The 20732-nt window shown below is 63.7% G+C and carries 21 protein-coding genes; 11 read left to right on the top strand and 10 right to left on the bottom strand.

Annotation, left to right across the window (positions count from 1 at the left end):
• Window positions 1-53: 53 nt before the first annotated feature.
• From OG203_RS11360 to OG203_RS11350, 3 genes are all read right to left on the bottom strand, one after another.
• The gene (locus tag OG203_RS11360; protein WP_405167832.1) at window positions 54-353 is read right to left on the bottom strand and encodes a hypothetical protein; all 300 of its coding nucleotides are present in this window, start codon (window positions 351-353) and stop codon (window positions 54-56) included.
• A gap of 280 nt (window positions 354-633) precedes the next feature.
• The gene (locus tag OG203_RS11355) at window positions 634-1122 is read right to left on the bottom strand and encodes a hypothetical protein (protein WP_405165627.1); all 489 of its coding nucleotides are present in this window, start codon (window positions 1120-1122) and stop codon (window positions 634-636) included.
• Between the two features lie 100 nt (window positions 1123-1222).
• Window positions 1223-1864 carry a TetR family transcriptional regulator gene (locus tag OG203_RS11350; protein ID WP_405165626.1) on the bottom strand — a complete coding sequence of 214 codons (642 nt, stop codon included), beginning with the start codon at window positions 1862-1864 and terminating at the stop codon, window positions 1223-1225.
• Between the two features lie 84 nt (window positions 1865-1948).
• Here OG203_RS11350 and OG203_RS11345 point away from each other — a divergent pair, with 84 nt between their 5' ends.
• Window positions 1949-4249 (top strand): CocE/NonD family hydrolase, encoded by a 2301-nt coding sequence (locus OG203_RS11345; protein ID WP_405165625.1) that lies wholly within the window; start codon window positions 1949-1951, stop codon window positions 4247-4249.
• 212 nt (window positions 4250-4461) lie between these two features.
• Here the strand turns inward: OG203_RS11345 and OG203_RS11340 are convergent, their stop codons facing one another.
• A complete protein-coding gene (locus OG203_RS11340; protein ID WP_405165624.1) occupies window positions 4462-4815 on the bottom strand; it encodes a DUF4442 domain-containing protein in 354 nt (117 codons plus the stop codon).
• 1044 nt (window positions 4816-5859) lie between these two features.
• Here OG203_RS11340 and OG203_RS11335 point away from each other — a divergent pair.
• Window positions 5860-6216: a MerR family transcriptional regulator gene (locus OG203_RS11335; RefSeq protein ID WP_405165623.1), complete on the top strand. Its 357-nt coding sequence runs from the start codon at window positions 5860-5862 to the stop codon at window positions 6214-6216.
• A 661-nt stretch (window positions 6217-6877) separates the two neighbouring features.
• On the opposite strand, the gene OG203_RS11330 is transcribed toward OG203_RS11335, so the two are convergent.
• Entirely contained in the window at window positions 6878-7108 is a 231-nt protein-coding gene (locus OG203_RS11330; protein ID WP_405165622.1) for a nuclear transport factor 2 family protein, read from the bottom strand.
• Window positions 7109-7232: 124 nt separating this feature from the next.
• Window positions 7233-7982 carry a hypothetical protein gene (locus OG203_RS11325; RefSeq protein WP_405165621.1) on the bottom strand — a complete coding sequence of 250 codons (750 nt, stop codon included), beginning with the start codon at window positions 7980-7982 and terminating at the stop codon, window positions 7233-7235.
• Here OG203_RS11325 and OG203_RS11320 point away from each other — a divergent pair.
• Entirely contained in the window at window positions 7947-8468 is a 522-nt protein-coding gene (locus tag OG203_RS11320; RefSeq protein WP_405165620.1) for a helix-turn-helix domain-containing protein, read from the top strand. The genes OG203_RS11325 and OG203_RS11320 overlap by 36 nt on opposite strands.
• Window positions 8469-8557: 89 nt before the next feature.
• Here the strand turns inward: OG203_RS11320 and OG203_RS11315 are convergent, their stop codons facing one another.
• The gene (locus OG203_RS11315; RefSeq protein WP_405167831.1) at window positions 8558-8674 is read right to left on the bottom strand and encodes an SHOCT domain-containing protein; all 117 of its coding nucleotides are present in this window, start codon (window positions 8672-8674) and stop codon (window positions 8558-8560) included.
• A gap of 215 nt (window positions 8675-8889) precedes the next feature.
• On the opposite strand from OG203_RS11315, the gene OG203_RS11310 reads away from it, so the two are divergent.
• A complete protein-coding gene (locus OG203_RS11310) occupies window positions 8890-9237 on the top strand; it encodes a hypothetical protein (RefSeq protein ID WP_405165619.1) in 348 nt (115 codons plus the stop codon).
• 3 nt (window positions 9238-9240) lie between these two features.
• On the opposite strand, the gene OG203_RS11305 is transcribed toward OG203_RS11310, so the two are convergent.
• A complete protein-coding gene (locus OG203_RS11305; protein WP_405165618.1) occupies window positions 9241-10680 on the bottom strand; it encodes an NF041680 family putative transposase in 1440 nt (479 codons plus the stop codon).
• A 164-nt stretch (window positions 10681-10844) separates the two neighbouring features.
• On the opposite strand from OG203_RS11305, the gene OG203_RS11300 reads away from it, so the two are divergent.
• Entirely contained in the window at window positions 10845-11231 is a 387-nt protein-coding gene (locus OG203_RS11300; RefSeq protein ID WP_405165617.1) for a hypothetical protein, read from the top strand.
• On the opposite strand, the gene OG203_RS11295 is transcribed toward OG203_RS11300, so the two are convergent.
• Window positions 11226-12134: an IS5 family transposase gene (locus OG203_RS11295; RefSeq protein ID WP_405162543.1), complete on the bottom strand. Its 909-nt coding sequence runs from the start codon at window positions 12132-12134 to the stop codon at window positions 11226-11228. The genes OG203_RS11300 and OG203_RS11295 overlap by 6 nt on opposite strands.
• Before the next feature lie 259 nt (window positions 12135-12393).
• Here OG203_RS11295 and OG203_RS11290 point away from each other — a divergent pair, with 259 nt between their 5' ends.
• The 4 genes from OG203_RS11290 (at window position 12394) to OG203_RS11275 (ending at window position 16210) form a co-directional block, all read left to right on the top strand.
• Window positions 12394-12804, top strand: a complete 411-nt coding sequence (locus tag OG203_RS11290; protein ID WP_405165616.1) for a hypothetical protein — start codon at window positions 12394-12396, stop codon at window positions 12802-12804.
• A 141-nt stretch (window positions 12805-12945) separates the two neighbouring features.
• On the top strand, window positions 12946-13488 hold the full coding sequence (locus tag OG203_RS11285; RefSeq protein ID WP_405165615.1) for a hypothetical protein: 543 nt from the start codon (window positions 12946-12948) through the stop codon (window positions 13486-13488).
• Window positions 13485-14675: an MAB_1171c family putative transporter gene (locus OG203_RS11280; protein WP_405165614.1), complete on the top strand. Its 1191-nt coding sequence runs from the start codon at window positions 13485-13487 to the stop codon at window positions 14673-14675. The genes OG203_RS11285 and OG203_RS11280 overlap by 4 nt, the downstream gene beginning before the upstream one ends.
• A complete protein-coding gene (locus OG203_RS11275) occupies window positions 14672-16210 on the top strand; it encodes an AMP-binding protein (protein ID WP_405165613.1) in 1539 nt (512 codons plus the stop codon). The genes OG203_RS11280 and OG203_RS11275 overlap by 4 nt, the downstream gene beginning before the upstream one ends.
• Before the next feature lie 160 nt (window positions 16211-16370).
• Here OG203_RS11275 and OG203_RS11270 read toward each other — a convergent pair whose 3' ends face one another.
• The gene (locus tag OG203_RS11270; protein WP_405165612.1) at window positions 16371-16739 is read right to left on the bottom strand and encodes a hypothetical protein; all 369 of its coding nucleotides are present in this window, start codon (window positions 16737-16739) and stop codon (window positions 16371-16373) included.
• 1270 nt (window positions 16740-18009) lie between these two features.
• Here OG203_RS11270 and OG203_RS11265 point away from each other — a divergent pair.
• Together OG203_RS11265 and OG203_RS11260 are read left to right on the top strand one after the other, a co-directional pair.
• Complete coding sequence (locus tag OG203_RS11265) at window positions 18010-19965, top strand: cutinase family protein (protein ID WP_405167830.1); 1956 nt, start codon at window positions 18010-18012, stop codon at window positions 19963-19965.
• Window positions 19965-20732: a M23 family metallopeptidase gene (locus tag OG203_RS11260; protein ID WP_405165611.1), complete on the top strand. Its 768-nt coding sequence runs from the start codon at window positions 19965-19967 to the stop codon at window positions 20730-20732. Before OG203_RS11265 ends, OG203_RS11260 begins: the two co-directional genes overlap by 1 nt.

The raw sequence follows: 20732 nt of genomic DNA, 5'->3' as shown, positions 1-20732 counted from the left end.
TTCGGCTACTTACCGCGCATTCGTACCAGGGTTAGGCGCGCGGTTCAGTCCGGTCAAGGTTGTGGCTCGCGAACGACCTCGGCGGGTGCCTTGCCCGGGCGGAGACCCCTCCAGATTGGGTGGCGGAGTCGGCCGTCGCTGGTCCACTCCGTGAAAGAGACTTCTCCCACGACCCGTGGATCTACGTACACTGCGTCCTTCACATCGGCATCGACAGTAGGTGTATCGCGTTGCAGTGGTTGACGTTTGGCGCGTAGTTCGTCGAGCATTCGATCCGACCAGCCGGTGCCGACGTTGCCGATGTAGATCAGCGCCCCGCTGGGATCGTGGACGGCCAGCAGCAGCGAACCGATGTGGCCCGCGCGGCGGCCGGCGCCGGGGACGATGACGACTTCTTGTTCGAGGGTGTTCTTGAATTTGATCCACAGTCTTTGTTGTTGCGGGAGACCAGGCGCAGATGGTCATCGACGCAGCCGATGGCCAGGATGCCGTCGTGGCCTCGGTCGGGAGCCGAGTGTGGTTGGCCATCATCGGGTTCCGGTGCTGCGGTCGGTCAGTGTGGGGATGGCGTCGCGGCGTCGGCGCAGCCGTGCGGCGGGCAGGGGCGGCAGGCTGGGGCGGCGTGATCCTCGGTTACGCGATCGCGGCGCGGCGCAGCTGGTCGATTTCGCGAAGGATCTCGGTTCGGTGCTTGGCTGACTTGATCCATTTCGGTAGTCGCGCGACCGCTGTGTGTCTGATCCCGCCGTCGTCCCACGGTGCGTGTTCGCGCAGGGATGCTTGGACATAACGCCTGATCAGGGCCAGATGGTCGAAGTTGTAGGCCCACAGCCACCCGTGACGGGTCTCGGCCCGCAGGCACAGTGGCAATTCGAAATACGGATCGGTCGCGGTTGAGCCCGCACCGGTGATGAGGTGGTAGCCGCGGCCGGGTTTGGTCCGCGCCAGCCCGCAATGGCCGCACACCAGCCGATGCGCGAACAGCTCTCGACCTGGGCGACCGGCGTGTTCTGGCGCCGGTGACACATGCGCGGTCTTGCCGCATCGCGGGCACTGCACCAGAATGTCGTCCTCGAAGTCCACCAGATTGCGGCGGTCGTCGAAGAACCGTTCCGAATGCATGCACTGATTATGCGGCACATGGCGCCTGGCGAATCCTCCCAACATTGGATATTGCCGCTGTTCCACCGGCGAACAGGATGTCGGGATCCAGACCGAGCAATTACTCGCCCTCGGCGTACGGGGACGGTGGAGGTACGAGGATCGTCTGCAGGGCGGGACCGACGTGCCGGACGATCATCTCGCGCTCTGCTTCGGTGAGCACGGCGACTTGCACGATCTGCCGGCCGACGGTGATACCGATCAGCATGGAGGTCGCGAGCGCAACGCGGACGGCGGTGTCGTGACTGTCCGATCCGAAGTGGTGCAGGTCCTCGGCCAGTCGCGATTCGATGAACTCCCGCAGTTGCGTGTTCGCCTGTTCGTTGGCGATCGCTCCGCGGAGCATCGCGCGCAGGGCATCGGCGTGCGGCTGATCGCCCTCCCAGACTGCGAGGTAGGCCCGGACCAGCCGTTCGCCGACGGACTCGACGGGACCGCTGAACGCGTCGGCGATGCGGGCGAGTGCATCGGGCGAGATCGACATCACGGCTCCGAAGAGCCCGTCCTTGGACCCGAAGTACTGCATCACGAGCGCGACGTCGACCCCGGAGTCCGCGGCGATCGCACGAATCGTCGTGCTTTTGAACCCGTCTGCCGCGAACCGCCGGCGCGCGGCGTCGAGAACCGCCTGGCGGGTCGTGCTCTGCCCTGGCCGTCGACCACGTCGAACGTGCGGCGTCGGTCCTTCGGGTTGCTTGGCCATGCGAACAGCGTAGGCTGGCGGGCAAAATATCAACAACAGTTGATTTAATTCCGGCTGCCCGCCCAGAACTCCCGAGGAAGAGCGATGACACACACAGGTCTGCTAGCCGGCCCGATCAGCGGGCTCAGGTACCAGACACCGACGCACCAAGGACTCACCGGCAAGCAGGGCGAGTTCCTGTACGAGGAGGGTGAGCGAGTCGCCTTCCTCGTCGGCGCCACGCCCATCGGCAACGTCTCCGGACGCCCTCGGGTGAACCTGGCGCAGATCGTCGCCCGTACCGACGGCAACATCGCCAAGCTGCGCGATCCCGGCCTGACGAACGTGGCCCGGTTCGTGTTCACCCTCGGACGCAAAGCTGTCCGAGACGAAGGGACGAAGATCGCCCCTGAGGTCCACGACATCGTCGGCCACCGGCGAATCGACTTCCGGCACGACGCCGACTTCACGGGCATCGGTCCGGCCGACAAGCTCCAGGCGTTCGCTGACGACCCGGTCGTTGTTCAGCTCCTGCGCGACCTGAACGACGCCGGGGTTTTCGAGGGTGCCGGCCCGCGGACCCTGTGCACGCCGGCGAACGCGCGCAACGAGGTCCGCCGCAACGTCATGGGCATCCTGAGGTTCCGCGACATCGAGATCCCGCTGCAGAACGGCGAATACGTCCTCGCGGACGTCTTTCGGCCCGCTGAGCCGGGTAGCTACCCGGTCGTCATCAGCTCAGGCCCCTATGGCAAGGCGTTCCATCACCACTCCATCGCGTGCGATGGCGACCTCGAAGCGCACGAACTCATGGAGGACGACTACTTCTCGGGCAATACCGTCGGCCAGCCGTTCGAGAACCATGAAACGGTCAACACTGCGTCCTGGGTGCCCGATGGATATGTGGTGGTCCGAACGGACATGCCCGGTGCCGGGAACAGCCCCGGACGGCTCGCCCCCTGGGGCATCGCCGGAGCCGAGGCTCTTCGCGACTGCATCGAGTGGGCGGGGGTACAACCATGGTCCAACGGCAACGTCGGCACGTGGGGCATGTCCTACCTCGCGATGAATCAGCATCAGGCCGCCAGTCTCCGCCCGAAACACCTCGAGGCGATGATCGCCATCGGCACAGACGTCGATCTCTACGAGGAAGTCGCGTACAACGGCGGAATACTCAACGAGCAGTTCTGGCCGATATGGAAGGCAAATGGGATCGATCGCGCGATCATCGGGGAATCCGACATCGCCGACTTCATCCGGATCATGAAGGACAGCCCCTTCCGCGACACCGATCCAGACGCGATCTTCGGAGAGCGGGCCGACGTGTTCATGTGTCCCGACCTGACGAACGTCACCGTCCCCCTCTGGGCGGTCGCCGCGACGACCCACGCCGCACACTTTCACCAACTCGGCGGCAGCAACGCTTATCTGGTCACGCCCACCCCCCATAAGAAGCTCGATATCTGGGACGACTGGTTCCAGAAGGCTTACGCCTTGGAGACCGTCGCCGCGCACAAAGCGTTCTTCGATCACTGGCTCAAAGGAATCGACAACGGGATCATGGACGCCCCTCCCGTGCGCCTGGAGATCAGGTCCGGTAACGGTGCTGCGGTCGTCCTCCACGAAACCGAGTGGCCCGTCGCACGCACCGATTACACCCGCTGGTACCTCGACGCATCTTCCACCGAGACAGCCGAGCCGGCAGGAGAACGACAGTTTCTCCGACTGTCGACAACCGAGCCGACCACCACCGCAGCGCGGTCGTACTCAGCCGAGATCGCCCTCGTCGCACCCGCTGCCGGAGCAGTATTGCGCGTCGACCCCACATCGGCCCGGTCCGACCCGCGCGCGACAGGCATCTCCTTCCTCAGCGCGCCGTTGACGGCCGATGCGATCCTCGCCGGATACGGCAAGGTCGGCATGACAGTCTCGTCCACCAGTCATGACATGGACATCTACGTGTCGATACGTGTCATCGACGAGGCCGGCCGCGAAGTCGACTTCACCGGATTCGCCACCAGCGGCTTCGGTGATCGCCCCATTCCCCTCATGAAGGGCTGGCTGAAAGCATCACACCGGCGAATCGACGAAGAACGCAGTACCGAATACACCGTCAAACACACCCACCGCAAAGCCGACCACGCGCCACTCGTCCCGAACGATGAGGTCGAAGTCGAGATCGAGTTGATCCCGAGCACCGGACTGCTGAGGAAAGGTCAGCGGATCCGCGTCGACGTACAACCGTACGACGGAGTCGCGCACGGCATGCATCATGCTTACGACCCGGCCTACCACGACGGAACTCTCAATAGCATCCACACTGGCCCGTCTCGCCTGGGGTACGTGCAACTACCCCTCATCGACGCCACAACCGACCACCAGGATCCGAAACCCAGCACCCCCTGATAAGCCGAGACCACCAATACGAACAAGCCTCCCCGCCTCGGAGGGCCACGGGCAGTTGATCTTCCGCCGCACCGCGCTGGCCCGTTCGGCTAGCGCGACATGCGGCATATCGTGCGTTCGTCGACTCAGCTGAACGAGGAGGCGACTGCTGATCTCCGGACATAGAGCTTCTGGCGTGCGCGGGCAATCACCACACCATTCGAATCGACCAGCTATGCCTCATGATTGGTAACCGACTTCGCGCCATCCGCTGTCGCGCGGCGGATCTCGTCGACCAACTCCCGTGGCATCACCATCGTCGATCGCACCGTGTCACGTCCCGGTGCCAGGAACTCGATCTCGGCGGTGGTGTTCCACACCCGGTAGCCGCTGCCGAGCTGTCCGTAGGCCATCATCCCGAAGAACGGGTCGGTCATCGCGAAAAGCGACCACCCCGGGGCGGCGCCGTTGTGGTTGGAGTTCCAGCGACGCACCTTCAGGCTCACCTCGGCCGATGTCCAGTCATCGGCGAATCGTTCGACACGCATACCGAGAAACAACAACGGCGGAGCAACATTCATCACCATCCGCAGCATGCTCGGCGTCATGACCAGCGCAGGAAGCGTGCGCCTATCGAATCTCCCGGGGCTTGAAGCGCATTTCGGTACTCTACCGACCACAGACGGCATCCTGAACAAGCCGACTGGCCGACGGGGTGACCACATGGTGATCTGTCCGATCACTCGCTCATCGCCATGTGCGCGCAGTCCGTGAGATCAACCGCCAGCCAACGTCTGTGCTCGCTCGAACGCGCGGGTCGCGGCAATATCGGATGTTCGAGAGACGTTGGCGGTCAACCGATCAGCGTCCCTCAAGGGTGAGCTCGGCCCATACGGTCTTGTGCCTGTGGTGGCGGGTGTGGGCCCATGCTGTGGCGAGTCGGTCGATCAGGATCATGCCGCGACCACCGGTTGCGTCCGGGGTATGTAGATGGGGTCACCGTGGCCGGTGTCGTCTACCTCGATGCGCAACCGCGTCTGGTCCGCGCACAGTGATATCCGGCATCGTCACGGAGCCAGTCCGTGACGGCGGGCGTTTCTGACCAGCTCGTCGAACACCTGGATCGCATCGGCGAGCACCACCGGTGACAGTGACAGCGGCACCGAAGCTACCTGGTCACGATGATCCGAAACCCTGAACCCGCTCGTGAAATAACCGACCGCATCCGAAGACGAAAATCTGTCGTGGCGGGTGTAGACATCCTGTAGAAGCAGGTATACAGTCTCTGTTGTTCGAAGAGAAGATCAAGAGGCCGGGCAGGTGAACTGCCTGGAATGAAAGCTCCACCCCCGTCCCCTCCGGCGGAGAAGAGAATCCGGTGCACTCGGCTGGACCGCCGGAGGGGGGACGAACACGCAAGATAGACAAGTAATGCGCAGGTCGAACCGGCAAACCAGGAGGTGGTCACTGAGTAGTCACTTATCGGTTCCGCGTCCCGGCACATGTCGGATGCGGTGTGGAACATCGGCTTTCGTGGCCGGTGAACAGAATTGATACTCCCTCTTCCGTAAATCCCAGGCCCCGGCGCACCTGCGCCGGGGCCTGCCTGACGTCGAACCCCGAAAGGTGCTGTGCAGCAACCGAACACCGACCCCGCCGATGGCCCCAGCGCCACGGACAAACTCGACGACGACACCTATCCTGCCTACAGCATGGGCCGCGCCGCGGAGATACTCGGCGTCACCCAAGCGTTCCTGCGCGGCCTCGACGCCGCCCAACTCCTGACCCCGCAACGGTCGACGGGCGGGCATCGCCGCTATTCGCGCTACCAGCTGCGCATCGCCGGACGCGTGCGTGAACTCGTCGACGCCGGAAACACCCTCGAAGCGGCGTGCCGCATCGTGATCCTCGAAGACCAGCTCGCCGAAGCTCAGCGCCTCAACACCGATTTGCAGCACACCCTCGACCAGCGCACTCACCCCGGCTGACCCCTGGAAAGCGAACGTGACCGGACCACGCACCGCCCGAATGGATGTCCATCTTCCCCAAGCGATGGACCCGGCCGCCCTCGACGCTGTGATCGGTCTGCACGTCGAGTCGGCCCTGGCCCGAACCAGAGAACGGCCCGCCACCATTGAACGCGGCCCCGGCCACCCGCATGCACCCGGGGTTATGTGCTGGCCGGTCACCTACACAACCGGTCCGACCCATCAACAAGACTGAGGGCAAGCCGAGCATGTGACTCTGGACTCGACACCCCCTGTGAACGGTCGGCCAGCCACCTCTGAGTGACCGCTTCGCTCAGCGCGCACAGCGGCATTACCGCTCACTCGTTCTGACTGAAGTCAGCATGAATGAGTGCGATACAGAACGTCTTACGCTGATCATGGCGTGTTGCTCGCAGTACCCCGGTCACCCTTGCGGGCATGCGTTGGCGCTGTGCGCCGGGCCGATTCACTCGAGCCGGTGTTGCTGTCAGGAGTTTCAACAGGCCGTGATCCGGGCGGCCAGGGTGTGCGCGTGAGCGATGATCTGAGATCGGTTTGCTAGCGGGCCGCGCATCAGCGCCCAGATCGGCCGTGCAGGCCGCTGAACTGGTCGGGCAGGAAGTTCTAGAGTGTCACTCCTCGGTCGGCGGGTCCCGAAGAACTAGGCGTTTGTCAGCTGCGCGCATAGGGCGTCGACCGTGTTGGTGGCACGAGCGAGCCCGAGGTGGTCGATGTAGTCCCGCGACTCGACGATCAGCCCGTCGCGGATCCGGAAGACGATGATGCCCGGCGCGGCCCAGCCCGCGTCGCCGCGGTAAGTGAACTCGCCGATGACCACCTCAGGGTCGGCAGTCTGGTGAACGCGTACGTCCTCGACGCGGAAACCCGCCAAGCTGGCTGGCCCCGCCGCGGCGAAGTGCTGCGCGGTGAGCGCAGCCGAGGCGGCCAGGCTGGATCAGCTGCCGCGAGAAGGAAGTCTCGACCGCAGAGGTGGACTATCCGCGCTCGGGTGAGGGCTACGGTCCGGCCGCGGTGTTCGCTGTAGCGTCCATCCTGAGTTGGTTGTGGTGCCGGGTGATTCCGACCGTTGCGCGGTAGCGGCGCCCGGTTCGTCGGCCGATGTGAAGGACATTGCCGTAGCTGGGAATGCGCGCTGTGACCGACTGGAAGGCCGGTTTGGTCAGATGGAGCGTTGCTGCGCGGAAAACATGATATTCGCTGCGACATCGGTCATCGCGATCCAGCCAAAAGTGCCCGGTGGGGGGATGCGTCGTCGATCCGCAGATCGGGGAGCCGTTCGAACAATGTTCGCAGCGCGTAGGTGCCCTGCATGCGGGCAAGGGGAGCGCCGATACTAGTGGTGTGGTGTCGACCTCTTCACTGGTGGCGATAGCGGCCAGGGCGATCTCGCGGGTGCGGGGGGACAGGTCGGGATCCCGCTCGCCACTAGGAGTGGCGATGAGGCTGAGGGTGACGCCGGTGTTGGCGGCGTGGATCAGGCGCGCGGCCTGTTCGGGGGGCATGCGCAGCCGGCCAGCGGCGGCGACCCGGTCGAGTTGGCCCACCAGCAGGCGGTAGGCCTCGGCACCGGCGGCGGGACGGTGTCCGGGTTGGGGGCTGCCGTATATCAGGACGTAGAACGCGGGGTGGGTCAGGCCGAACTCGGTGTGGCTGTCCCAACCTCGGCGTAGGTCCTCGACCGGGTCACCGGTTGGGGTGAGGGCGTGTTTGTGGGCCAGGTACTGCTCGAGGCCGTGGGCGGTCACCGCGTCGAGAAGTCCCTGCTTGTCGCCGAACAGGTGGTCAGGAGGGGTTTCTCTGTCGGGGTAAGCGGACGGTATTTGAAACAGTGGGAACCGGACCGTTTCAGCAAGGTGATCACCAAGATCCAGGCTGCTCCGGTCCGCCGGCCGCAGGCGGGATCGAGCAGTGTGAAGCCTCGGCGACTGGATCGACGGCTCACGGTAGAGACGATCGCCGAGCTGGTGGCTGCCTACGAGGCGGGCACTTCGACCCCTGAGCTATGCAAGCGATACGAGCTGTCCAAGGGCGGAGTGTTGAAGCTGCTCGGTGAGGCCGGGGTGACGATGCGCAAACAGCCTATGACGGACGAACAGACGGAGATGGCGGTCAAGCTGTACGGCGAGGGGCGGTCGCTCCAGGCAATCGGTGATCAGCTGGGCAAGGCGAAAAGTAGTGTACGGGAAGTGTTGCTGGCTCAAGGTGTCAGGATGCGGCCCTCAACTCGGTGACGGATGCCGAGCACCCTTCAGAGAAGCGACACCGAGGGCACGATGATGTCATCGTGGACGGTCGGCTCGTCTACCGTTGATCGCTGGAATCAGGCGAGTAGCTTTGACTTCTGCGCTTCGAACTCGTCAAGTGTGAGGACCCCGGAGTCTCGGAGCTGAGCGAGCTTTATGAGCTCATCGGCAACTGAGCTCGGCGCGACAGGCACTTGCGACTGTGCGCCACTGCCGAAGTCCCGATGCGCACGAAACCAGGCTTCGATCTTCTGAGCAGTGCCGTAGCTGATCGCGACTTCCCTGCGTGTCAGGCTGAGTTGAGTCCACTGGTTCACAGCAAATCGGCCTGGCGCGGGGCGAGATCGGATCGACCTTCTTCATGACCACCAGAACGAGGACCGCAGTCGGCGGGGGCCAGAATGGACCGATGGATTCCCTGGGGCCACGAGCCGACGAGCCCAAGCGCCGCCGCGCATTCAGTGCGGCCGATAAGCTCGCCCACCTCGAAGCCTACGAAGCCGCGGTCGAACACGGCGACGGAGGCGGATATCTGCGCCGTGAGGGTTTGTACTCGTCGTTGATCAGCGAGTGGCGCAAGCAGCGCGACGCCGGGGTGCTGGCGGGTAAGAAACCCGGCGAGAAGATCGGCAAACTCACCGCCGAGCAAGCCGAGATCGCCCGGTTGCGGCAGGAAAACGAACGGCTCAACAAGCGCCTGGCGACCACCGAGACCGCCCTCGACATCATGGGAAAAGCACACGCTCTCTTGGCTTGAGATTTAACCCTTCTTCTCGGCTCCGATCTTCTCCGCGGTGTCGGTTTTGCGCAGTTCGGATCCGAGGTAGTGCCGTGGTGCAGGAGTGTTCCTGCCTCCTGGTGGACGGCCTGGTCCGGGGTGGCTCGTTTTCGGCAGACGGGTCGGGGTGCCGAGCCGATCGCGCATATGTCGAAATGCGCGGCGAACTCGGTAGGGAGTCAAGGGTTTTCCCGGTCGTGGTCGCCGTTCCCATGGGCGGCGCATGTCTGTGGCCAGGTCGCGGGCCAGGTGCAGCTGGGTATACGCAGCGATGAGCAGCCACGTCCACCGGATGGTTTGCTCGGGGTGCCGCAGACGAGCGGCGGTCCAGCCGAGCTGGGATTTCATCAGCTTGAAAGTATGCTCCATGTCGAATCGGCGCAGGTAAGCCCGCCAACAGATGTCAAGATCCGGGGCGTGGGGCCCGGAGTGCCATAGCCACATCGTGCGGTGCGGATTCCGGCCGTCGGGCAGCCGTTCGACCCGGACTTTGATGACGGTGCCCTCGATGACCGGCAGCCGGGTGAACAACTCTGCGTCCAGGCGGGCGAAATATCCGTTCCGCTGGACTTTTTGATGCATGCGTTGCCAGCACCGGACCTCGACACGACCGTAGTTGAGGGTGTCGGGCGCGACCAGCAACTGGTCGGGGCGACGCAGGTTCACCTTCGCTGAGAGCTCAAATCGGTTGCCATGCACTCCGTTTCGTCCTGGACCCGGCTTTCGGGGGCCTGGTCGCCCGTCGTAGTAGACGCGGTCACCGCCGATCCGCACCAGCGTCTGGACCTCCAGCCCATCCAGGGCGTGGGTGAGCGCAGCTGCCGCATATCCTTGGTCCAGGACGAACAGCGGCGCGGCCCGTTGGATCACATCTGATTGCTTGCTGAGCCGCTCGGTGAGGTCGCGGATCTGGTTTGCGGTCCAGGCAACGGGGTACGACCCTGCCGGCAGACGCCGAGCATCCAGCGGAAGCGTCCACGACGAACGCCCCCACTCCAGACCCATAACCCACTGAAATTCCCAGCCCGGCACCACCTTTCGATCACCATCACAACGACACGGCGCGTAGTGCAGCCCCCGGTCCGGTGAGCACTCGGCGTTCGGCCGCGGATAGGTCGTGGAGTCGATGCCGAACATCAACGGCGCATCTGCGGGCAATTGATCGACCAATAGGTCCCGCAATCGTTCCTCGTCGATCGCGCCGTCGGTCAGCGCGTCATACAACGCCCCGTGCCCGCGCCGGAACACCGGAGCCAACGACAGCTCCACCAGCGAAGTGACAGGTCCGTCGGTGCAGATCACCGCATCGGCAAGCTCGAACAGCGCATCCGCTCGCGTATCCAAACAGTCGTAGAACCGGTCACGGAACCTCGACAGCCCAGACAGCGCCTCAACATCGGCCACCTCGTGCGGCACACTCACCTCTACAGCCTTCAATCAAGATCGGAAGATGACACGATCTCGCGAAAGTTGTTCCGCCGTCTCGTAAATCGCGGAATCAACCGAAGTTGATCTTGCGATGGTTAAATCTCAAGCTTGGAAACTCTTTCCGAGAGAGCGGATTCCGACGACAAGCGCAAGAAGCGTTGACCGTCGCCTATACGGCGTTGACCGCCGCGCGGGTCTCGACTCGGCGGGCGGCGTCGTTGACCGGGCTGGTGCGTTCGACCGCGATCCGCCGAGACCGGGCTGCGACTGCACCCGCACCGGTGATTGAACCGGCACCGGCAGCCGAGCCGCCCAACAAGCTCACCATGATGGAGCGACACCGAATCCTGGAGGTGCTCAACAGTTCCCGGTTCGTGGACTTGGCGCCGCTGCAGATCTATGCCCAACTGCTCGACGAGGGCGTCTATCTGTGTTCGGTGTCCACCATGTATCGGGTGCTGCGCGAGAATCGCCAAGTCAGCGAACGACGACGGTTGGCGCGCCATCCGGCCAAGACGTGTCCGGAGCTAGGGCTTGTTTCATAAGTCGGGGCATCGGAGCCACTGGTTGATGGCGGCGATGTGGATCGTGGCCAGGTAGCGGACGGCGAGTTTGTCGTATCTGGTTGCGACAGCACGGTGTTGCTTGAGCTGGTTGATGCCGCGTTCGACAGCGTTGCGGTTTCGGTAAGCCTCGGAGTCGAAGGCCGGTGCCCGACCGCCGGCCGAGCCGCGGTTACGGCGGTGAGCCACCTGGTCACCCGGGATTGCGATGGTGGCTTTGATCCCGCGTTGGCGCAGGTAGGCGCGGTTGGCGCGGGAGGAGTAGGCCTTATCGGCCAGGACCCGATCTGGTCGGACCCGCGCCCTGCCCAGTCCGAGGCGTGGCACTCGGATCGAGGCGAGCACGGCGGCGAAATGCGGGCTGTCACCGGCTTGGCCGCCGGTCAGTAGCAACGCCAGAGGCCGTAGGCCCTGCTCACAGGCCAGGTGCAGTTTCGTGGTCCATCCGCCACGCGAGCGACCCAGCGCGTGGTCGGCGGGTTCGACTTCGACCCCGCCGGGTGGATGTTTCTGCCCGTCGCCGTCGCGGCGGGCGCCAGCGGCGTGCTGGTGGGCCCGCATGATGGTGGAGTCCACACTGATCTGCCAGATGATCGCGCCGACAGCATCAGCGAAGGCCTGCAACATTTTCAGGATCAAGGCCCACCTCCCGCCACGCTGCCAGCGCCGGAACAGCCCATAGATCGTCTGCCACTGCCCATACCGCACCGGCACATCCCGCCACGGCGTGCCGGTGCGGGTCCGCCACCGGATCCCGTCGATGAGCTGCCGTTTCGTCCACTTCGGCGGACGGCCCGCCTTCACACCACGGGGCAGCAACGGCTCCAACCGCGCCCACTGGGCATCGGTCAGATCCGCACGCCCCGCGACCGATACGCTGGTCACGAGGTCTCCGGTATTCAAGGTTTTGCTTGGTCGCTAAACCCCTTTACCGGAGACCTCCCTCGCATCAGGTCACCAACACGCCAACCACCGCAACAACTTTCAGCTCATCTGCGCTGCCCCAGCACTTATGAAACAGGCCCTAGCGCGAAAGTCACGCATTGATGACTGGCGGCAGCTACAGTTCGGGCCGGGACCAGCGGAAACGGGAGTGATTGACGCTCAGGCGGGCGGAGCAAACGCGAAGCGAGGGAGGGTGAAAATGATGGCCGATACTCAACCACTGCACGCGAGGCTCAATCGGTTGTTCGAAACCTTCCACATTCGAGGGACACCCGAAGAGACCAATGCCGACGTCGCGAGCGCTATGAGTGCCGCACTGGAACGTACGGTCTCTGCCCGCGAAGTCGAGGCCCTTAGGACGGGGACCGTCGAACCCGATACGGACAGCGATCCCGCCATGTTGGAGGCGCTGGCCAAGCACTTCGGGGTGCCGTCGGTGTACCTGACGGGGTCAGGGGAGCGAGTCGATGCAATCGACGCCAACCTCCGACTGATTGCTGCGGCCAGGGATGCGGGCGTCAATGGCTTGGCTTTGCGCGGAGATGGTCTCGATTTCAATGACCTAGCTGATGTCTTCTCGAAACTCGCTCAGCAGCAACACCTTCCATGACGACGTAGCCCTGATTCAGCGATACGGCTGAACGGGATGCCCAGGGGCTTGCGGGCAGGCAAGGAGGCTCGATCGTGTGTTCTCCGTCGATCGTTGCTCTAGGGCGTCGCCGAGATCGTTCTGATCGAGGTGGGACGACGGGTGCTCGAGGTGAAACCTGTGAAAGCTGAACGCGAACTTCGTCGTCGGTGTCGTCGCCTGCTTTCGGACCTCGATATTCAGCCGCCCTTGGATGCGGCGACCTTATGTCAGCGTGTAGGGCACCAGCGAGGTAAGCCGATTAGACTACTGGCGCACCGCATTCCGGTACCGGGGCCATTCGGTGCATGGATCAGCACCGACGCAGCGGACTACTTTCTGTACCAGCAGGAAACCAGCAAGTCACACCAGGACCACATCATTCTCCACGAACTAGGGCATCTACTGGCCGGTCACCACAGCGATGAACAAGATGACGCATTGACAGTGCAGCTGATCCGGGCGGGAACCCTGCCCGCCGATGTTGTACGCCGTGCGTTGCGTCGTACCTCCTACGACACAGCCGAGGAGCGTGAGGCGGAGACAGTGGCGTCGATCATCCTCGAATGGGCCTCGGTGGTGGACCGTGTCGTCGCACCCCTCTCGGTGGACAGCACCGCGCAGCGGATCGGCACGTCGCTCAATGACAGGTTGGGCTGGCTGTGATCGCGCTGCAGGTCGTGGAATGGGCTGTGGCCGCTCTCGCATTGGGGTGGATGCTCTACCTGGTGGTACGTAAACCGCGCGATCTCAGGTTACGGTCGATCGCTGCGGTGGTCTTGTTCGGGACTTTGGGCTGGCCATTCGGGATAGCGGCCTCCAAGGGCGTGGATTTCGTGGGCCTCGAGCCGATGTGGTCTCGATTCGTGAACCACGCGCTGACTGTGACGGTTGCGTACTGCCTGGTTTGCTTCTTTCTGTTCTCGGCGTTCGATCCTCGCCGAGCAGCTGCTCGTGCTTGGTGGCAGGCCCTCGTGCTTGCCGCTGTCTTGATCGTGCTGATCGTCGCGACTGCGACAATTCCCAGCGATGTTCGGACAGCCGCCGCGATGCTGCCGGTGGAGACGCGTCCACAACAGCGAGGGGTAGCAAGCATCGGGTTGTTCTACGTGACCGTGAATTGCTACCTGCTCTACGTTTTCGTGACCGCAGCAGTGTTGACGCGACGCTATGCGCGCAGCGCTGAGCGGCACCTCCGGCGTGCGCTGCTGCTGGCAATGTGGGGATCTATCGCTCTGGTGCTGGCATTGATCATTTTTGCTGCTGGCGACATTGTCTACTGGGCCGGCGAGGTCATGCCGAGTCACCTTCTGTTACTGGGGATGTGGGCAATGGTGCCGGGGATAGTTCTGTTCCTGCTCGGCATCAGCTATCCCGCCGCGGTCACTCGGTTGGCTGCCGGGCGGATCTGGTGGCACCATCTCCACGCCTATCACGCCCTGAGACCGCTATGGGCGATGCTGCACACGGAGTTTCCCGAGGATGCGCTGGCGCGCCTACCCAACCAGCTGTGGCAGGACCGGATAACGATCACGGGCATTCATCGTCGCTTCTATCGCCGGTTGATCGAATGCCGAGACGGGCTGGTACGAATCAGCCCCTATGTCGCAGACATCAGGGCAAATGCTCCACAAAGCGGCCCGGTAGTGGCAGACCTGCCGGCACAGCTGCGGCAAGCCTTGCGCGCACACGCGATTGGTGTCGAACCCGTCGGAAATCGAGCGATCCCCATCGCGGTGCCAACGTCCGGCAGGCTCGACGCCGATGTCAACGAACTCGTGGCGCTGGCCCGTGCGCTTGTGCCAGCTCGTGCGGCTACAACCGGAACCGAGAAAGGTGCTATCTCGCAATGACAGCAACAGGTTTCACGAATGAGTCGACCTCGATCGGTGCGACGCTGGCAGCGTTTATGCGGCACTCGCCGCAGATTGCGATTACGCACGCCGATAGCGCCTGGACCTACGAGCAACTGATCGATCGTATTTTCCAGATGGCACGGGCGCTGCGCGCCGAAGGTCTGGGGCGTGGCGACGTGGTCGCAATCGCGACCGGCAACCGTCCAGAAACGTATGTACTGCGGTATGCGGCAAACGTGCTCGGCTGTTGCTCCAGTGTGTTGTATGACGACCTCGCCCCGTCGTTGCTGACAGAGATGCTGCGAACGGTCGGCGCGAAAGCTCTGGTTTTCGACCCGGACAGCGGAGCCGACCAGGCGCTGGCGGCGATCCAGGAATTACCTGGTACTGCAGCGCTTGCTCTAGGGAAATACCCGGACGTCGTGAACGTCCAAGCTCTCGCTGACGCGCAATCGGCCGAGCCGGTCGCTGTCGAGGCGCTGCCCGAAGACACGTCAGCGATCCGACTCACCGGAGGCAGCACCGGTACCCCCAAAGGGATCCCGCAGGACTTCAGAGTGCCGTTCTACCTGACCGCGCCCGCACTCAAGATGTGGGAGGGCGCGACACAGCTGATGTGCACCGCCATCGGCCACCTGGCAGGAACGTTGTCTGAGGCTGTGCTCGCCGCGGGAGGGCGAGTCGTAGTTCAGGATTGGTTCAACCCTGATGAGGTTCTCAGAGCGATCGAGCGTGAGCGGGTTACCTTCATCTGGTTGCAGCCTGCAATGCTGCACCAACTGCTCGACCACCCCGCTCTCGAATCCACCGACACCTCAAGCCTGCGCTCGTTGATGATCAGCGGCGGACCCAGCACACCTCATCGAATCACCCAGGCAATTCAGCGCTTCGGACCGATCATCACCCAGGGCTACGGCGCCTACGAGATCGGCCAGATCACCATTCTCAGCCCCACCGACCACCAACGGCCCGAACTCCTCACTACGGTTGGGCGCCCAGTACCCGGCACGCAGGTGAGTATCCGCGACGACGAGGGACAGTCAATGGACAACGGTGTCACCGGTGAGATCTGGGTGCGAGGTCCGAGCCTTATGACTGGCTACCACAACCAACCTGACCAGACGGCGAAAGCGCTGACCGATGGTTGGTTCCGCACCGGCGACCTCGGCACCCTCGACTCCGAGGGTTACCTCACCCTTGCCGGACGCAGGAAAGACGTGATTATCGGAGCTCGTGAAACCATCTACCCATCCCACATCGAAAGTGTGCTCCACCGACACCCCGGTATCCAGCAGGCCGTGGTTTTCGGCGCCACCGGCAGCGATAACGACGAACAGGTATGCGCGGCAGTCGTTCCCACGCCGTCGCATCAACTGTCGGAAGGCGATGTGACCGAGTGGATTAGCGCTGAGCTTGGTGGAGCGTACGCACCGGAAGCTGTACTTGTCCTAGAGGAAATGCCGACGATGGGTAGCAACAAACCTGACCGGACCGTATTGAGAGCTCTGATCAGGGATCGGCTCAAGAAATAGGCAATCGCACGGCACCGGCACCCTGGCGGCTCGGCCGCAGTGGCTGAGGTCGGGGAGGTCGTGCGAGGAGTGGTCCGTTCGATTGGACCCTGTTAGGGCGTGTCCGAAATTCCGGATAGCTCCGACTTCCCGCGGCGTGCCGCCGGATTCAGGAATGCGATCATGCTGTGCGTTGCCAGTGCAACCGGGCCGTTACGTCACCAGTGGGTGCGCTGAGCCCGAGCTCTGTGCGATCGGCCGAGAGATCGGCCGTGCGGGCAAGCACGCTGCCCTCGCCGAATGGTGTCGTGCCGACGCTGACGTGATGGATCACGGTATCTGCGTCGACGGTGACGGTGCCGGTGTAGGCGCCTGAGAGTAGGCCGTCTGATTGGTGGTCGGGAACGTGCAGGATTACCCACACCTGGCCATCTGCGGTGTAGCGCAGTATTCCGGACACGCTGGGCTGGACGAGGATTCGGGCCTCAGTGGCTCCGGTGATCTCGATCCGGTGCAGTGTCCACGTTCCTATCAAGTCGGCAAACCGCACGGCTGGCCCTCTCGGTTGATGAGGTCTGTTTCTATGAGAAGACTGCCAGGATGGAGGCATCGGGTCGATTACCTCGCAGCTACTCCAGGCCGCTGATCTGCGCGTCCAAGAGCATTTCTGAAGTTTCCTCAGGCGCGAGTGGGGAGGCGGGACATGACGGCGACCAATAGAGATCTGAGCCATGGCCTCGTACTGGCCTGGTCGCGTCTCGCAGTCGCGGACGTAGCTGCGGGTAATGTTGCCAGCTGGTTGCACTATCTGTGTGATCTGGGTTACATTGGGTAATCGCCCCATTCTGAGGGGTTCCCGGCAACCGCAAAGCGGAACCGGACGAGGGCTGGAAGATCCGATGTCGCCCGCACGCAATCCGTGGTAAGAAACTGCACTGATTGCCTGCGGCGAGCGTGGTCGACCCGCATGACGGCTCTGTGCTAGGCCAGGATGTCATTGTTCTTGTGTAGCACGGATATCCGTGGCCTCCTGAGCTGAGCGGAGGAGGGCAGTCGCGATGACCGACAGTTCTCGACGGAGTGCCGAATCCAACGCCAGGGGAAATAGTGGCGACCGCGAATCGTTGGGGCGTAGTAGAGCACACCCCGAAATTCTGCGAGACGTAGGGCTGAGTGAACGGCTAGAACGGTTGTACGACGCCGTGGTTGACGAAAATCGGCGTTTGCGGCGATCAGCTCGGTTGCGCCGCGAACTGCTGCCGGGCAGCAGAGAGAAATCACAATGCTGCGGGGTCCGTCAACATCGAATTGGCGGTACGGAAAACCCGAAACAACACTGGCCGTAAGTGGTTTCCCGTCCTGGGCGCAAGCCCAGGGAATCTCGTGTGCGTCAAGCACGGGCCTGATCGATATGTCGATTCCAGTAATCGAGGCGTTGGTGGCGCAGCGAGGTATGTCGCAGCGTTATTCGGTTCGAGCACGGATATGTAGAACCCGTTTGTAGCGGCGGGCGTGGGAGGTGGTCTGATGGGTGGTAATCATTCCGGAAGTGTGAATGAAAGTCCGGCTGAGCGGATTCTGCGGATCCGGGAGATCAGTGCTCGAACGGGGGATACGCCAGATCGTATCCGTCATCTGCGTGTCGCCGGGCATGAGTTGTATTCGCGGGCTTGGAAATCGGGGCTTGCGAAGAATTCTCCGCTGAAGTTAGAGGCGTCGGCCGTCGATGCTTGGGTGCACGAGCGGAAGCGATCGACCGGTCGGGACGCGTCGTGAAGTCGGGCAGTGGTGTCGAGGGTTCGGTCCGTCGCTCGGTGCCGATGCGGCTGTTGGCCGGTGGGGCTGTGTGCGTCGTTGGGGTCGCTGGTGTGATGACCGGGGCTGGTGGGGCTGTGGGAAGTCCTTGGTCGGGTGCAGGATTGAGCGGACCCGATTGTCCCTCGGTCGCTGGCGTGTTCTTGCCTGGTACGTGGGAAACGAATGCTTCAGCGGATGAGACGAAGCCGGTCGGGCTTCTGGGTCCGGTGGCGACCCGATTGTCGGAACAGTTCGGTGGCAAGTTCGCCTTCAGGTTCCCGGCGTACGCGGCGGCGGCGTTCGACGGCATGGCTTATGGGAACAGCAAAGCTACCGGGGTCGCCGCTGTGCGTCGGGTTATCGAGGACTTCGGACAGCGTTGTGGTGCAACGAAATTCGTTTTGGCTGGCTACTCGCAGGGTGCTGACGCGATGGGCGATCTCACCGCATCGATCGGTTGCTCCGGGGACCCGGTCAGTGCGGATCGGGTGTTGGCGGTGGGTTTGGTCGCCGACCCGCGCCAGGGGACTAATGGTGGGAAGCTGGTCGGTCCGCAGGTGGAGGGTGAAGGTATCGCTGGCCCGCGCCCTGGTGGGTTCTGTGCGTTGTCGGCGGTGACGGCCGAAATTTGTGCACAGCAAGACAAGTACTGTGCCACCAACGCGTCGACCAATCCGATTCTGGCAGGGCTGGGTCGGGTCCTGTCGCAACCTACCGGTAGCGCACCGACGACCCCCGACCAACAGACGAGCTCGGCGCCGGAGCCGATTGAGTCGCTGGTCTCCGATGTCAGCAAGATCAATCTCGCGGGCGTGCGGGACGCGATAGGGAAGGTCATCGCGGCCGCGGGGCAAGGGCAGGCCGACACCGGTGTCCTTTCGGCGGCGGTGAACGATGCGCAGACAGCTTTGGGGCCGCTGGGTGAGCTGGTGTCGTGGACCAAGGCCAATCCCGCGGCGCTGTCGGGTTCGACGAACCACACGCCGGGGTCACCAGAAGGGTTGGCCGCCGATGTGGTGGGCGGGCTGTCGCGGTCGGACCTGCCCGCGGCGAGGGACTCGCTGTCTCAACTCGCTGCCAGCGCCGGGACAACAACGGCGGGTGACACATCGAGTGGGAATGCTGCCGCCGCGGGCCGGTTGGCGACGGCGACGGCGCCGTTGACCGATTCGATGGGCTCGTCCTCGCCGGAGGCGTTGTCGCAAGCATCGCGGACGTTGGGGATTGTGAAGCCCTCGGTCGTGGTCAGCCAGGTCACCAATATCGCCACCAACGGGTTGAGGTTCGCGGCGAACGTGCCCGCGATCGTGGACACGGTCTCGCGGATCAGCGCCGCGGTCACCGACACAAACGACGTCGCGGCCACAGTGATGACCCTGCATGGGATGTTCGGTGAACTGAACACCCTGTTCACCCCTGTGGTGGTGATGGCTGACGGTGTTGATCTACGCACGGTATCGCAGCTGGTGGCGATGATCCCGGACAGCACCGGTGCCGCGCAGACCGCGTCGGTGCTGGTCGGGTTGCTGGACAACCTGAATGTCGTGGCGCTCGCGCGGCAGGTCGGCCGGCTGCAGGAGGACCTATGGGGCATCGCCGAGGCAATCACCAAGGGCGGCGACCCGGTCGAGATCGGGACCCGGCTGGTCGGGCTGGTTCCCACGATGCTCGGATTCGCAAGCTTGGCGGTGGACACACTCACCGGCACAACCAGCCACATCGACAGTGCCGAGCCTGTGGCGCAGGGTGGCGTCGGGGATCTGGGTGGGCTGGCACGGAAGTTGACCGACAGCGTCGGCGGGCAGGGCGGTGACGACCTGGCTCAGCTGGCATCGGACGGGCTGACAGCGGCGAACTTCTTCGCTTCCGGTGTTCATCAGGGCTATCAGAACTATCTCGTCGATGGGCAACGCAATGCCGTTGACTGGCTGACGGATTGGTTCGCCGCCCGTATCCGCACCGTCGCTGGGGTGGTGTGATGGCCGCCCCGTTGATCGGCCTGGTCGGCGTCGGTGGCGTGGTGATAGTTGCTGCGGTCGTGCTTCTGCTCGGGGCAGGGGACCGGAGGCCGCCGAACCCGAACTGCCTGCCCGACATCCCCCGTACCCACCAGCGAGTATCCGCCGGGGCAGTGATGATGCCGCTGGCCGAAGGCAGCTATACCGTGTCCTCGCCGTTCGGGGTGCGCGAGGGTGCTGCGCACCGCGGTGTCGACTTCGCCGCGGGGTTGGGGACACCGATTCTGGCGGCGACCGATGGTCGGGTGGCCGCGGCGGGCCCGGCGGAGGGGTTCGGGCATTGGATCATTATCGACACCGTCTACGACGGTGCCCCGCTCTCGACGGTCTACGGGCATATGAACGCCGGTGGCGTGTTCGTCAAGACCGGAGACCTGGTCAGCGCCGAGCAGCCGATTGGCGCGGTCGGCAGCGACGGCGAATCCACCGGCCCGCACCTGCATTTCGAAGTCGTACCGGGCGGGCGACTGCAAGGCGGCCAACAGATCGACCCGATGCCGTGGCTAGAACATGCCACAAACCATGCGACCGAGACGCAGGTGGCACCGGTAGCGCATGACGCTGCGGATGGTTCGCGGCAGACGTCACGGTCACGGTGGTTGCGGGAACCTGGCACGGCAATGGTGGGGTGTAATCCGAGTTCGGTTGTGGTGGCGGATGTTTCGTTACGCCCAGGATCGGTGCCGAGCGAGTATGAGCCGTGGATTCGTAAGGCTGCGGGTACGTGA

Origin of the sequence: Nocardia sp. NBC_01499 (assembly GCF_045040275.1) — a bacterium.
Taxonomy (GTDB): Bacteria; Actinomycetota; Actinomycetes; order Mycobacteriales; family Mycobacteriaceae; genus Nocardia.
This window is presented reverse-complemented; position numbering and strand designations above follow the sequence as displayed.